A 15,421-nucleotide genomic window follows, 5' to 3' on the forward strand; every position below is an offset into this window, starting at 1 on the left:
GGAAATTTATTAAAAAATATATTTTCTTTAAAATTTTTAACAAAATGTATTTAGCTTTTATTATGTAGAATAGCTATATGCAGCAATTAATTTTATTATACATAACTAAATAGCATATTACAATGATTATAAAATATTACATTTAAATAAAAAAATAAAACATAAAAATAAAAAAATATGAAAAAACAACGAACAAATTCAAAAGCATAAAAACATAAAAACAAAAAATAATAATATATTTTTTAAAAATATATTGTATTTTAGTTTCGAATGTGATAATATTTGATTGTAAACGAAAACAAACGAAAATTTCTGAAAATTATGTGTAGGGGGAATTATAATGAAAATGAAAAAAATTTTATCTTTACTTATTGCTAGTTCATTATCTTTTGGATTAGCAGCATGTAGTTCAAAACCTGCAGATGCACCATCTGGTGATAGTGCAGGAACTGGTTCATCAAAAGATGCAAAAACAATAGGTATAGCAATGCCTACAAAATCTTCACAAAGATGGATTGATGATGGAAATAATGTAGTTAAAGAACTTGAAAAACTTGGATATAAAGCAAACCTTCAATATGCTGAAGATGTTGTAGAAAATCAAGTATCACAAATAGAGAATATGATTACTAAAGGAGTAGACCTTTTAATTGTAGCCTGCATAGATGGTGAAGCATTAACAGATGTATTAGCAAAGGCAAAAGATGCTAATATTCCTGTTATATCTTATGACCGTTTGATTAGAAATACGGATGCTATAAGTTATTATGCAACTTTTGATAATTTTAAGGTAGGAGTTTTACAAGGAGAATATATAGAAAAAGCATTAGGATTAAAAGAAGGCAAAGGACCATTTAATATTGAATTATTTGCAGGTTCTCCAGATGATAATAACTCAAACTACTTTTTTAAAGGTGCTATGTCAATATTACAGCCTTATATAGATTCAGGAAAATTAGTTGTTAAAAGTGGACAAACTGATTTTAACCAAGTAGCAACATTAAGATGGGACGGTGCTACTGCACAGTCTAGAATGGATAACATATTGAGCAAAAATTATACTAAAGATAAATTACATGCAGTATTATCCCCTTATGATGGTATAAGTATAGGTGTTATATCCTCTTTAAAAGGTGTTGGATATGGAACTCCAAATCAACCAATGCCAATAGTTACAGGACAAGATGCTGAAATTCCTTCAATTAAATCAATAATAAAGGGAGAACAGACACAGACAGTATTTAAAGATACAAGAGAATTAGCTAAGAGAGTTGTTAAAATGGCAGATGCAATTTTAACAGGAAAAGAAGTAGAAGTTAATGATACAAAGACTTATGACAATGGAGTAAAAGTTGTTCCTTCATATCTTTGTGTTCCTGTTTCAGTTGATAAGAATAATTATGAAAAAGAATTAATAGAAACAGGATATTATACTAAAGAGCAATTAGCTGAGTAATATTTAATATTTTAAAACATAATTTAGTGATTGCTTTATGCCATCACTAAATTATTTATAATATTGCAGGGAGATGATTATTATATGTCGGATACCATTTTAGAGATGAGAAATATAACTAAAACATTTCCAGGGGTAAAGGCACTTAACAATGTAAATTTAAAAGTAAAAGAAGGAGAAATTCATGCTTTATTAGGGGAAAATGGGGCTGGCAAATCAACTCTTATGAAAGTATTGAGCGGCGTATATCCACATGGAACCTATACTGGAGATATTTTTTTTAAAGGGAAAAAGTGTGAGTTTAAGGATATAAAGCAAAGTGAAAATTTAGGTATAGTTATAATACATCAAGAGCTAGCTTTAATACCTTATTTATCTATAGCAGAAAATATATTTTTAGGTAATGAACAGGCTAAAAAAGGAATTGTAAATTGGAACATTACTATAAATAAAACAAGGGAATTACTTAAAAAAGTTGGATTAAATGAGCAGCCAACTACTTTAGTTACAAACTTAGGTGTTGGTAAGCAGCAGCTTGTTGAAATTGCAAAAGCTTTATCTAAAGAAGTTAAATTGCTTATATTAGACGAGCCTACTGCGGCATTAAATGAAGATGATAGTGAAAATTTATTAAATTTATTGTTAGAACTTAAAAAACAGGGAATTACTTCAATTTTGATTACTCATAAACTTGGAGAAATATCTAAAGTTGCAGATTCTATTACAATATTACGTGATGGATCAACAATAGAGACATTAGATATGAAAAAAGATAATGTAACTGAAAATAGGATTATAAAAGGAATGGTTGGGAGAGATTTAGTAGATCGTTTTCCAAAGAGAGAAGCTAATATAGGAGAAGTTATATTTGAAGTAAAGGATTGGACTGTATATCATCCTTTTAACGAAGATAGAAAAATTGTAAACAATGCCAATTTTAATGTGCGTAAAGGTGAAATTGTTGGTATTGCAGGGCTTATGGGGGCTGGAAGAACAGAACTTGCTATGAGCATATTTGGAAGATCATATGGAAAGCGAATAAGTGGAAAAGTAATAAAAAATGGTAAAGAAATTAATGTAAGTACAGTTAATAAAGCTATAGAAGCTGGTATAGCCTATATTACAGAAGATAGAAAAGAATATGGATTGATTTTAAATGATAATATAAAGGAAAATGCTACTTTAGTTAATTTAAATAAAGTTTCAAAACATTATGTTATTAATAACAATGAAGAAATAATTCAAACAGAAAATTTACGTAGAAAGCTTAATATTAAATGTTCAAGTATACTTCAGAAGGCAGGAAATTTAAGCGGAGGAAATCAGCAAAAATTAGTTTTAAGTAAGTGGATATTTGCAGAACCAGATATATTAATTCTAGATGAACCAACAAGGGGTATAGATGTAGGTGCAAAATATGAAATTTATACTATCATAAATCAATTAGCTAATGAAGGTAAAGCAATAATATTTATATCTTCTGAACTTCCAGAAATACTTGGAATGTGCGATAGAATTTATGTTATGAGTGAAGGGAAAATTACTGGTGAGCTTAATAAAGATGAAGCAACACAAGAAAAAATAATGAAATTAGTTATTAATCATGGTCAGGGGGTACAATAAATGGAGAATTTAAAAGATTTATTTAAAAAAAATATTAGACAATATGGTATGTTAATTGCATTAATATCGATAATGATATTTTTTCAGATTGTATCAAAAGGAACTTTATTAAGACCGTTAAATATAACCAACTTAATATTGCAAAACAGTTATATTTTGGTGCTTGCAATAGGTATGCTTTTAGTAATAGTAGCATTTCAGATAGATTTGTCTGTTGGATCAACAGCCGCTTTTATAGGAGCTGTTTCAGGAATACTTATGGTAAAAATGAAGCTTCCTGTTATTCCTTCAATTTTGATATGTTTAGCAATAGGAGCAGTTATAGGAGCTTGGCAGGGATTTTGGGTTGCTTATGTAAAAATACCTGCATTTATAGTTACTCTTGCTGGTATGCTTATATTTAGAGGACTTACCATGGTAACTTTAAATGGTACTTCTATGGCACCTTTTCCTAAAGAATTTCAAAAAATAAGTTCTGGTTTTGTGCCTGATATTTTTAATGGAAAAGAAATACACATAACAACTATTATTATAGGTATAATTTTTACAGTAGTATATATATTGTTTGAAATTTATAATAGAAACAATCAAAAGAAATATAATTTTGAAGTTATTTCCCAAAAATTCTTTATAGCTAAAATAGTTTTAATTTCAGCTGCAATAAATGCCTTTACTATTACCTTAGCTAAGTATAAAGGAATTCCTAATGTTCTTATATTGCTATTTATATTAATTCTTATTTATTCATTTGTAGCTAGCAAAACTATTTTAGGAAGACATATATATGCACTAGGTGGTAACGAAAAAGCAGCAAGACTTTCTGGAGTAAAAACAAAGAGAAATGTATTTTTAGTTTTTGTAAATATGGGCATGCTTGCAGCACTTTCAGGGCTTGTATTTACAGCAAGATTAAATGCAGCAACACCTAAAGCAGGTACAAATTTTGAACTTGATGCTATAGCGGCTTGCTATATAGGAGGAGCTTCAGCAAGTGGTGGAGTTGGTACTATAATTGGGGCTATCATAGGGGGACTCGTAATGGGGGTTATGAACAATGGTATGTCTTTAATGGGTATAGGAATTGATTGGCAGCAAGCTATTAAAGGCTTAGTTTTGCTAATTGCTGTAGCTTTTGATATTTTTACAAAATCTAAGAATTCATAATATTAAAATATTAATAAGTAAGAAAAGGTTTCCTGCGACAAACCTTTTCTTACTTTATTTGTAAATTTTTGTTTGTGGAACATAAAAGACATTTACATAATTGATATAAAACTGGTATACTTAACAATATAGAAAACGTTTATGTATAAAATTATTTTTATATAAGGGGAGCTTAACTATGAATTCTGATATAGGAATTAAAAGAAAAAATTTAAGCTTTAGAGCAAAGAAACTGTGGAAAAAGATTGGTTCTTTTAGAGAGGCTACAGTATTATTTATTATATTAATAATTATTATTGTACTAAGTATCCTTTCACCTAATTTTTTAACAAAAGATAATTTAATGGCAACAATAATAGGATTTTCTACAGATGGTATTATAACAGTGGGAATGACAATAGCATTAATCTCAGGAGGTTTTGATTTTTCTACAGGAGCAGTTATGGCTTTAAGCGGCGTAATTGCTGGAGCCTTATTTACAGCAGGTATAAATATTTGGATTTCATGTTTTATAGCTTTAATTGCAGGTGTATTATGTGGATTTTTAAATGGATTTTTTATAGGTAAAGTTGGGTTAAATCCTTTTATAACAACTTTGGCTGTTATGAGTATAGTTAGAGGAGGATCTTATGTTCTTACTCAAGGTTATCCTATATCATTATTTGGGGTTCCTAAATCTTTTGAATTTTTAGGACAAGGTAAAGTTTTAGGACTTCCTCTTATAGTTTTTGTATTTTTACTAATAACTATTATAGGAGATTTTATGGTAAGGAAATCTGATATTATGAGAAAAGTATTTTATACTGGAAGTAATGAAAAAGCAGCCATTCTTGCAGGAATAAATACTTCTAAGCTTAAAATACAAATTTATATGTTAGTAGCTTTATTGTCAAGTATTGCTGGAATACTTAATATGGCAAGATTTACTGTTGCTGTTCCTACAATAGGATTGGGTACTGATGTTAGTATGAGATGTATTTTAGCAGCAATTATTGGGGGAGCAAGTCTTAGTGGAGGAGAAGGAAGTATTTTGGGCTCCTTTCTTGGACTGGTTTTTATAAATTTAATAAATAATGGTATTATACTTTTAAATGTACCTGTTTATTGGCAGGATTTAATAAATGGCATTATTTTGATTGGAGCTGTTACAATAGATTATATAAGACATCAAAATAGAATTAAAAATTTAAAAGTAAAATCAAATTTTTAATTTTATATTGTTTAAAAGTCATATGGAGGGACTTTTTATGTTAAATAAGAAGAAAAATATTTTATTTATGACATCTTTATTTGCTGCTTTAATTATTGGAATAAGTGGATGTGCTAAAAAAAATGAATATATTCAAAGTGAAAAATCATATAGTCCTATGCTTGGAGATAAAAATGAAGAATATTATATGATAACTTTTCAATCTGGTATGGAGTATTGGAAAAGTGCTTATAGAGGGTTTGAAGATGCTGGGAAATTATATGGAATTAAAACAGTTTACACAGGTTCTATTCAATATGATATAAATCAAGAAGTAACAATTTTAGAACAAATTATTGCTAAAAAACCTGCAGGAATTGCTATATCATGTATAAATCCAGATGCTTTAGCTGCACCTATAAATAAAGCTGTAGATTTAGGAATACCTGTTGTTACTTTTGATGCAGATTCTCCAAAAAGTAAAAGATATTCAACACTTGCAACTGATAATGAATATGCTGGATATGTTGCGGCAAAAACTCTTTCAGAACAGATAGGAGAAGATGGAGGTGAGGTTGTTATAATAACTCTTCCAATGCAGCAAAACCATGAGCAGAGGGCTGCTGGATTTAAAGAGGCATTAGAAAAAGAATATAAAAATTTAAAACTTATTGAAATTGGAAATGGTAAAAGTGATCCAACAGAGGCTGCAAAAGTACTTTCAGTTTTTTTTCAGCTTCATCCTAATATTAAGGGAGTATTTTGTACAGATGCTACTAGCGGGGTAGGAGCTGCTACAGCTGTAAAAGAAGCCAACAAAGCAGGTCAGGTTAAGATAGTAAGTTTTGACACTGAAAAAGGAACTTTAGATGCAATTAAATCAGGAATTATTTCTGCTTCTATAGCTCAAGAAACTTATGTTATGGGTTATCAATCAATGAATTTTTTATATCAGCTTAAACACAATTTAATAAATCCTTCAAAAGATTGGAAAAATAAAAAAATAAATCCTCTTCCACGTTTTGTTGATACAGGAGTAAGTGTTGTAACTAAGGAAAATGTTGATTCTTTTTATGAAAAATAGTAATATAAAAATATTTCATATTAAGTATTATATTACAACATTTTGAAAGGAAGTATGAAAATGAAGATAGTTGTTATTGAACCATTAGGAATTTCTGAAGAAGAAATTAGAAATATAGCAAAACCTATTACAGATAAAGGACATGAACTTATAATATATAATGATAAAATTACAGATACAAATATTTTAAAAAAAAGAGTTAAAGATGCAGAAATTTTAGTTTTAGCTAATATGCCTTTAAATGGTGAAGTTATAGCTTCTGATGAAAAGTTAAAAATGATTTCTGTAGCTTTTACAGGAGTTGATCATGTAGATTTAAATGTATGTAAAGATAAAAATATAATGGTATGTAATGCGGCAGGTTATAGCACATCTTCGGTAGCAGAATTAACATTTGGACTTATATTTTCAGTTTTAAGGAACATAGTTCCTTTGGATAAATTAGTAAGAGAAGGTAAAACTAAAGATGGTTATAGCCAAACTGATTTAGCTGGAAAAACTTTAGGTGTAATAGGAACTGGTGCAATAGGTTCAAAAGTAGCAGAAATTGCTTTAGCTTTCGGTTGCAGAGTAATTGCATGGAGCAGAAGTGAGAAAAAAGAACTTAAAGATAAGGGAATTAAATATGTATCTTTAGATGAATTATTAAAACAAAGCGATATAGTTACAATTCATACACCATTAAATGATTATACAAAAGGACTTATAAGTGAAGAAAAAATTAAACTTATGAAGAAAAATGCAATACTTATAAATACTGCAAGAGGTCCTATAGTAGATAATAACGCATTAGCAAAGGCACTTAAAGAAGGTAAAATTTCTGGGGCTGGAATAGATGTATTTGATATGGAACCTCCTATACCTTCTGATTATCCTCTTTTAAGTATACGTAATGCTGTATTAGTACCTCACATTGGTTTTGCTACAAAAGAGGCTATGATAAGAAGAGCTAATATAACTTTTGAAAATATTAACAAATGGTTAGAAGGTAAACCTCAAAATGTAATAAAATATTAATTAAAAATAAAAAGCAGAATTAAGAATTCTGCTTTTTTATGTTATAATTTGTTTAAGAGATAGAAATATTTTTAAATCATTACATAAACTATTTTTATATAATGATTTTATAAAAAGGAGAGATGATAAAAATGAGCATAAAAGATATAGCAGATAAATTAAAAAATGCTTCATCAGAAAAAGAAGCAAAAGAAAATAAAGAAGAAACTAAAAATAAAGAAGCAGAAGAAAATAAAGAAGTAGAAGAAGAAACAAAAACTGTAAATGATGAAACTCAAAATAATGAAATTGTAAATAATGAAACTCAAAATAATCTTGAAAGTTATGAAGATGCTGATAATTCAAAAGAAGAAAATAAACCAGTTAACATTAAAACTATGATTGTAAAAGAAGAAGAAAACAAAACTTATGAAGATAGAAAAAACAACATAAAAGAGGCAGCTAAAGTCATTGCAGGAATTGGAGTTGTAACAGCAGGCATTGTGGCAGCTATATTAAAATCAAAAAAGAAAAAATAAAATTCTAAAATTTAGTTTAAATAGCTTATCCTATGGAAATAATTTAAATATAAATTTCAGGGGAGCGTGATGTTTATGGTTAAAAAAATAATTATAGGTGTTGGTACTTTGGCAGCAGCAGGATTTGTAAGTATGGTAGGTTATATAAGGAAGAAGTATAAGCCATTATACAAATAATTAAATAATTAAAAAGGAGCCTTTTGCATATAACTATTTACTTATTTTGCAAAAGGCTTCTTTTTATGATTTTGTTTTTATATGGATTTTTTAAAACCTTCGCCTAAAATTTCTGAAGTATCAAGTACAGACATAAAAGCATAAGGATCTATATTTTGAACTATAGTTTTTGCTTTAGGAACTTGAGATAAGGATACAACACAATATATAATTTTTTTATCTCTTTTACTATAAGTTCCAACAGCATTTATAAGAGTAGAGCTTCTTCTTAAATCTGTTTTAATTTTTTCGATTATTTCATTTTCTTTATTTGTTACAACCAAAATCATTTTTTTTCTGTCAAAACCATTTATCATTTTATCTATTACAGCAGAAACTATATACATAGATATTAAAGTATAAAGTCCTCTTTCTATACCAAAAAATATAGAACTAAATGAAACTATCAATAAATTTATACCAAAAGATACTTTACCAAGTTCTAGATAAAATTTTTTCCTAATATACATTGAAATTATATCAGTACCACCTAAAGAGCCATGATTACTAAAAACTAATCCTATTGCAGCTCCATTTATAACTCCTCCATAAATGCAGCTTAAAAGCATATCTTTAGTAAAAAATAAATTAGATATATTTCTTGTAAGTATTAAAAAAATAGAATTAAATATAGTGCCTGCTATAGTTAAAAAAGTAAATTCCTTATCAAGTTCTTTTATACTTAAAATAAATAAAGGAATATTTAGTGCAAGTACAATAATTCCAGAAGGAATATGTAGTAAATATTGAATTATAAGAGAAACACCAGATACTCCACCGCTTAAAAGTTTATGTGGAACTAAAAACATATTTACACCTAAAGCTGAAAAAAAGCTTGCACTTATTGTAATCAATAGCTTTTTAGTGAATTCAAAACTGTTTAATCTCAAAATTTTCACCACCTTAATTATAGTCTTTCACAGAAAATAAAATATTATTTAAATGAAAAAAATAATAAAGTATACTTCAATTTCCTAAAATATAAAAACTGCTTTTGGTTAAATTAATATTGAAGATTTATTAATTTTTTAAGGAGGGAATTTTATGGATAATAATAAAGGTCTTAAAAAAACAAGGCATAAATCCAATCCTGAACTTAGAAGAATATATTTTCAAAACGGAAGTCATTTCGGGATAGAAAATGGCCATAAAGTAGGTATACATGAACCAGAAAAACACTCTTTTGAAGCTGACTCTGAAAAATAAAATAATTAATTATTATTAATTATTAATAATATTATTAAAAAGCAAAAATCAGTTTTTAAAAAATATATAGTATAAAATTGCTATTGATAAAAATTATTAATTAGTATAGAATGTTATGTGTAAATAAGCTTATTATTTATTATTAAAGTTTAACAACACAAAAAGGTTATAAATACAATAAATTTACAAAAAAATATTTACTTTTACATCATAAATATCCAACATGAAAATCAGCATTAAACCTTAAATATATAATAAAGTAAAATAATAATCCGAGCAGAGAATATCTTTTATCTGACCAGAGAGAATTATTATTTTACTTAAAATTAGCATTAAACTTTAAATATATAATAAAGTAAAATAATAATCCGAGCAGGAAATATTTTTTGTCTGACCAGAGAGGATTATTATTTTACTTAATATATTAAATTTTAGAATTAAGGGGGATAATAATGACCAAAATCTTAAAAAAATTTATAAGTTATTATAAGCCTTATAAATTTATGTTTTTTATGGACATGTTTTGTGCACTAACTTTGTCAGTCATAGATTTAGTTTTTCCATTATTTGTGAATTTCTTATTAGATGATGTATATAAAGGAGAAAAATCTCAAATATTAAAATATGTAGCATTAGTAGGTACCATACTTCTTTTTATGTATATCATAAGATATTTTTGCCAATATTACATAACTTTTCAAGGACACGTTATGGGTGCAAAAATGGAAACAGATATGAGGAGAGATATATTTAATCATCTTCAAAAATTATCATTTTCTTATTATGATAACAATAATACAGGTAAGCTAATGTCTAGAATAGTTACAGACCTTTTTGATATTTCAGAATTAGCGCATCACGGACCAGAAGATCTATTTATATCTATATTAAAGATAACAGGTTCTTTTGTAATTCTTATGAATATAAATATTAAGCTTACAGTTATATTAATTTTTATAACTCTGTTTATGGCATATTTTTCATATTTTTACAACAAAAAAATGAAAACAGTATTTACAAAAAATAGAGAAAAGATAGCTAATGTAAATGCTCAAATTCAAGACAGTCTTTCTGGAATAAGAGTAGTAAAATCTTTTGCGAATGAAAGCATAGAAAAGAAAAAATTTCAAAAGAGCAATAATGAATATTTACAAAGCAAAGAAGATAATTACAGCGTTATGGGAAAATTTTATAGTACAAATGGATTTTTCCAAGGTATTTTATATCTTTCAGTAATACTTTTTGGAGGAATATTTATAAGTACAGGAGAACTACAAACATCAGATCTTGTAGTTTATATACTTTATATAAATATATTCTTAAATCCTATAGAAAAACTTATAAACTTTACTGAGCAATATCAAAGAGGTATAACAGGATTTGAAAGATTTTTAGAAATTATGGATACGCATCCTGATATAAAAGATAAAAAGGGAGCAATAGAACTTAAAAATACAAAAGGTAATATTGCTTTTGAAAATGTATCTTTTAGTTATGATAATAAAAATACTATTTTAAAAAATATAAATGTTAATATTAAAGCAGGAAAAACTGTTGCTATAGTTGGACCATCTGGAGCAGGAAAAACAACCTTTTGCAGTATAATACCAAGATTTTATGAAATAGATGAAGGATCTGTTAAAATTGATGGTATAGACATAAAAGATATTAAGCTAAAATCTTTAAGAAATAATATAGGAATTGTACAACAAGATGTTTATATGTTCTCTGGAACTATAAAAGAAAATATAGCTTATGGAAAACCAGATGCTACAGATGAGGAAATAATAGAAGCTTCCAAAAGAGCTAATGCTCATGAATTTATAATGGAACTTGAAGACGGATATAATACTTATGTAGGTGAAAGAGGAGTTAAACTTTCAGGAGGCCAAAAACAGAGAATTTCAATTGCTAGAGTGTTTTTAAAGAATCCTCCAATATTAATACTTGATGAAGCAACATCAGCTTTAGATAATGAAAGTGAAAGATATATTCAAAAATCTTTAGAAGATTTATCAAAAAATAGGACAACCATTGTAATAGCACATAGGTTAAGTACTATAAGAAATGCAGATAATATATTAGTTTTAACAGAAGATGGAATTAAAGAAGAAGGAACTCACGAAGAATTATTAAGGAAAAATGGAATATATGCTGGCCTTTATAATATGCAGTTTGAAATAGCATAAAAAATGACGAGAAAAATCTCGTCATTTTTTATTATCATTTATATCATTTATTATATTTTATCTTTTTTTATTTTTCCAAAGAGTATTTAATCTATTTTTTAATTTTGCTTCTATACCATTTTCTGTAGGATTATAATATATTTTATCCTTATGTGATGTTGGAAGATATTGCTGCTCTATAAAACCTCCAAAATCATGAGGATAAAGATATCCTTTACCACGATTAAGATTTTTGGCTCCTTTATAATGAGCATCCATTAGATAAGGGGGAATTCCGCTATCCTTTGTTTTTCTTACATCAGAAAGAGCTTTATCTATAGCCATTATAGAAGCATTGGATTTTGGTGCGCAAGCTGCATATATAGCTGCTTGTGATAAATTAATCCTGCATTCAGGCATACCTATCATATGGCAGGCAGTCATAGCACTAGTTGCTACAACAAGAGCCATTGGGTCTGCGTTTCCAATATCCTCAGAAGCGAAAATAACAATTCTTCTTGCTATGAAAACAGGATCTTCACCGGAATCAAGCATTTTTGCAAGATAGTAAACTGCTGCGTCAGGATCGCTTCCTCTCATAGATTTTATAAATGCGCTTATGGTATCATAATGATTATCTCCATTTTTATCATATAAAGTCATTTTTCTTTGTATACATTCTTTTGCATCTTCTACAGTTATAACAATTTTATTTCCATTCATTTTTGAAGTTTTTACAGCCATTTCTAAAGCATTAAGAGCCTTTCTTATATCTCCATTACTGTGAATAGCAAAATATTTAAAAACATCTTCTTCTATATCTATATTTAGATTACCAAGACCTTTTGGGTTTTTTACTGCATTTTTTAGTGCAAGTATTACTTCTTCATCAGTCAAAGGCTTAAGTTCAAATATCATAGAACGGGATAAAAGTGCGTTATTTACTTCAAAATAAGGGTTTTCGGTAGTAGCACCTATTAAAATTATTATACCTTTTTCGACAGATGGAAGAAGAGAATCTTGCTGAGATTTACTAAATCTATGTACCTCATCTAAAAAAAGTATTGTTTTTTTACTGTATAGCTTTAAGTTATTTTCGGCTTCTTGAACAATTTTTCTAATATCAGCTGTTCCTGCAGTAACAGCACTTAATTCTATAAAATTTGCTTTAGTTTGATTGGCAATAATTCTAGCTAATGTAGTTTTTCCAACTCCAGGGGGTCCATAAAAAATAGCTGAAGATATATTATCTGTTACTATGGCTCTATAAAGCATTTTATCTTTAGATAAAATATGCTTTTGACCTATATATTCATCAAGTGTTTCAGGTCGTACTCTTTCTGCTAAAGGTTTTAAATTTATGTTATTTTTAGCATTAGCTATATCGAATAAATCCATATATTCACTTCCTAAAAATTTTAGTTTCATTTGTTTTATATATTTTACCATACTTTATTATAATGATAGAATAGTAATTTTAAATTAGGTGAAAATAGATTTATATAAATAAAATATAATTAACAATTATTACATATTATAAATTAAAAGTATCATTAAGATTTAAAATATTTTTATTAAAAATTGATAAGCTGATATATAAAAATAGAAATCTTAAAACACTATAAAATATATCGTGAAAATTAATTTATAGTTTATTGTGGGTTAATATATATAAAAATTATTAAAACTTTAATTTAATATAGAAATATTTTAATTATATAAAAACAGGAGTGATAAAATGGATAGCAATGATATATTAAAGGTTATTCCTTTAGGTGGGTTAGGTGAAATAGGAAAGAACATTACAGTAATAGAATATAAAGATGAAATAATAGTAATTGATTGTGGGCTTTCTTTCCCAGAAGAAGATATGTATGGAGTAGATTTAGTAATACCTAATATTACTTATCTTTTAAACAATAAAGAAAAGGTAAAAGGTATTTATTTAACTCATGGACATGAAGATCATATAGGGGCAGTACCATATATTTTAAAACAGATAAATGTTCCAATATACGGAACAAGATTAACATTAGGCTTAGTTGAACTTAAGCTTAAAGAACACAAGATGCTTTATGATTGTAAACTTAATATTGTAGAGCCGGGAGATATAGTTGAAAATAATTTTTTAAAAATAGAATTTATAAGAAACAGCCATAGTATTTCAGATTCATGTACATTAGCTATACATACTCCTATTGGAGTTATAATTCATACAGGTGATTTTAAAATTGATTATACACCAATAGATGGTAAAATGATGGATTTACACAGAATTTCACAATTAGGAAGAGAAGGGGTTTTACTTCTTTTAGCAGATAGTACAAATGTAGAAAGACAAGGATATACTGTTTCGGAAAAGGTTATTGGCGAAACTTTTGATAAAGTATTTAAAAAAGCTATGGGGCGTATTATAGTAGCAACTTTTGCTTCTAATATACATAGAATACAGCAAATTATAGATTCATCTGTAAATTATGGCAGGAAGATAGCTTTTAGTGGAAGAAGTATGGAGCAAGTTTCTCAAGTAGCAATGGAATTAGGATATTTAAATATACCAGAAGGATATAATATAAGTATTGAAGAAATAAATGAATATCCAAATAATAAATTAACAATAATTACGACTGGAAGTCAGGGGGAACCTATGTCAGCTTTAGCAAGGATGTCTATTGGAACACATAAAATACTAAAAGTAGAACCTCAAGATTTAGTTATTGTTTCAGCATCTCCCATTCCAGGTAATGAAAAATTTATATCTAGGGTAATAAATGAATTATTTAAAAAAGGGGCAGAGGTTGTTTATGAAGCTTTTGAAGAAGTTCATGTTTCAGGTCATGCTCGTCAGGAAGAATTAAAGCTTATACATACATTAGTAAAACCTAAATTTTTTATGCCTGTTCATGGAGAATATAGGCATTTAATGCATCATGCTATGCTTGCAGAAAAATTAGGAATGGATAAAAAAAATATTGTTATAGGAGAAACAGGAACAGTTGTAGAAGTTACAAAGGATTCTATAAAATTAGGAGGAAAGGTAAGCTCTGGAGCTATTATGGTAGATGGTTTAGGTGTCGGAGATGTAGGCAATATAGTTCTTAGAGATAGAAAACATTTAGGAGAAGATGGAATTTTAACAATAGTAGTAACTATAGAAAAAGAATCATTTAGTATTATTGCAGGACCAGATATAATAACAAGAGGCTTTATTTATGCAAAAGAATCTGAAAAATTACTTAATGCAACTAAAGATATAGTAAGAGAAGAAATTGATAAATGTTTAGATAATAAGATTATAGAATGGACAGTTATAAAATCAAATATAAAAAACTCTGTAAGCAGATTTTTATATGAAAAAACTAAAAGAAGACCTATTATACTTCCTATAATTATGGAAATATAAATAAAATAGTATTTAGAAAATAACAATAAATTTGTAATTAAAAATGCAATAAATAAAATATGTGTAATGAGATTAGAGTTTTTAAACTTTATTTAATTCTCTTTGCACATATTTTATTTAATACTACTTTTTGAATATGGTGTTTTGTTTATAGTATAATTGCTTTAATTGGAATTTTTATTGGAGAGTTGTTAATTAAATACAAGAAAAGGTAGAAATATTTAATTTATTTTAAGATCAACAACTCTATTTTGTTACAGTATTTTTAAAAATATTTGAGAAAAATAAATGTAAACTATTGCATTTATATAAAATAACATATATAATAAAATCATAGTCGAAACGTTTTTACAGTAATGTAAATAGAAAATATATTG

12 protein-coding genes are annotated in these 15,421 nt (G+C 27.2%); 10 read left to right on the forward strand and 2 right to left on the reverse strand.

Annotated features, from left to right (window positions below; translation table 11 throughout):
* The first annotated feature begins 340 nt into the window (after positions 1-340).
* The 7 genes from chvE to EGD97_RS12360 all read left to right on the forward strand — a co-directional run bounded on the left by chvE (position 341) and on the right by EGD97_RS12360 (position 8,051).
* On the forward strand, positions 341-1,456 hold the full coding sequence (chvE, locus tag EGD97_RS04820) for a multiple monosaccharide ABC transporter substrate-binding protein (RefSeq protein WP_323052674.1): 1,116 nt from the start codon (positions 341-343) through the stop codon (positions 1,454-1,456).
* A gap of 84 nt (positions 1,457-1,540) precedes the next feature.
* On the forward strand, positions 1,541-3,079 hold the full coding sequence (gene mmsA / locus EGD97_RS04825) for a multiple monosaccharide ABC transporter ATP-binding protein (protein ID WP_127836610.1): 1,539 nt from the start codon (positions 1,541-1,543) through the stop codon (positions 3,077-3,079).
* Positions 3,080-4,243, forward strand: a complete 1,164-nt coding sequence (gene mmsB / locus EGD97_RS04830; RefSeq protein ID WP_127836611.1) for a multiple monosaccharide ABC transporter permease — start codon at positions 3,080-3,082, stop codon at positions 4,241-4,243. It abuts the gene before it with no gap.
* Between the two features lie 178 nt (positions 4,244-4,421).
* Complete coding sequence (locus tag EGD97_RS04835) at positions 4,422-5,453, forward strand: ABC transporter permease (RefSeq protein ID WP_127836612.1); 1,032 nt, start codon at positions 4,422-4,424, stop codon at positions 5,451-5,453.
* Between the two features lie 37 nt (positions 5,454-5,490).
* A complete protein-coding gene (locus EGD97_RS04840; protein ID WP_127836613.1) occupies positions 5,491-6,516 on the forward strand; it encodes a substrate-binding domain-containing protein in 1,026 nt (341 codons plus the stop codon).
* Positions 6,517-6,576: 60 nt separating this feature from the next.
* Positions 6,577-7,533 carry a 2-hydroxyacid dehydrogenase gene (locus EGD97_RS04845; protein WP_127836614.1) on the forward strand — a complete coding sequence of 319 codons (957 nt, stop codon included), beginning with the start codon at positions 6,577-6,579 and terminating at the stop codon, positions 7,531-7,533.
* Between the two features lie 131 nt (positions 7,534-7,664).
* A complete protein-coding gene (locus tag EGD97_RS12360) occupies positions 7,665-8,051 on the forward strand; it encodes a hypothetical protein (protein ID WP_078682345.1) in 387 nt (128 codons plus the stop codon).
* A 254-nt stretch (positions 8,052-8,305) separates the two neighbouring features.
* Here the strand turns inward: EGD97_RS12360 and EGD97_RS04850 are convergent, their stop codons facing one another.
* Positions 8,306-9,157 carry a YitT family protein gene (locus EGD97_RS04850; RefSeq protein WP_228201969.1) on the reverse strand — a complete coding sequence of 284 codons (852 nt, stop codon included), beginning with the start codon at positions 9,155-9,157 and terminating at the stop codon, positions 8,306-8,308.
* Between the two features lie 154 nt (positions 9,158-9,311).
* Between EGD97_RS04850 and EGD97_RS12365 the strand changes: the two genes are divergently transcribed.
* Both EGD97_RS12365 and EGD97_RS04855 read left to right on the forward strand, forming a co-directional pair.
* Complete coding sequence (locus EGD97_RS12365; RefSeq protein ID WP_164850160.1) at positions 9,312-9,473, forward strand: hypothetical protein; 162 nt, start codon at positions 9,312-9,314, stop codon at positions 9,471-9,473.
* A 452-nt stretch (positions 9,474-9,925) separates the two neighbouring features.
* Complete coding sequence (locus EGD97_RS04855) at positions 9,926-11,662, forward strand: ABC transporter ATP-binding protein (protein WP_127836615.1); 1,737 nt, start codon at positions 9,926-9,928, stop codon at positions 11,660-11,662.
* 57 nt (positions 11,663-11,719) lie between these two features.
* Here EGD97_RS04855 and EGD97_RS04860 read toward each other — a convergent pair whose 3' ends face one another.
* Positions 11,720-13,039 (reverse strand): replication-associated recombination protein A, encoded by a 1,320-nt coding sequence (locus tag EGD97_RS04860; protein WP_127836661.1) that lies wholly within the window; start codon positions 13,037-13,039, stop codon positions 11,720-11,722.
* 340 nt (positions 13,040-13,379) lie between these two features.
* On the opposite strand from EGD97_RS04860, the gene EGD97_RS04865 reads away from it, so the two are divergent.
* Positions 13,380-15,044 carry a ribonuclease J gene (locus EGD97_RS04865; protein WP_078682788.1) on the forward strand — a complete coding sequence of 555 codons (1,665 nt, stop codon included), beginning with the start codon at positions 13,380-13,382 and terminating at the stop codon, positions 15,042-15,044.
* Positions 15,045-15,421 lie beyond the last annotated feature (377 nt).

The sequence above is a fragment of the Clostridium prolinivorans genome (assembly GCF_004011155.1).
GTDB lineage: Bacteria > Bacillota > Clostridia > Clostridiales > Clostridiaceae > Clostridium_AT > Clostridium_AT prolinivorans.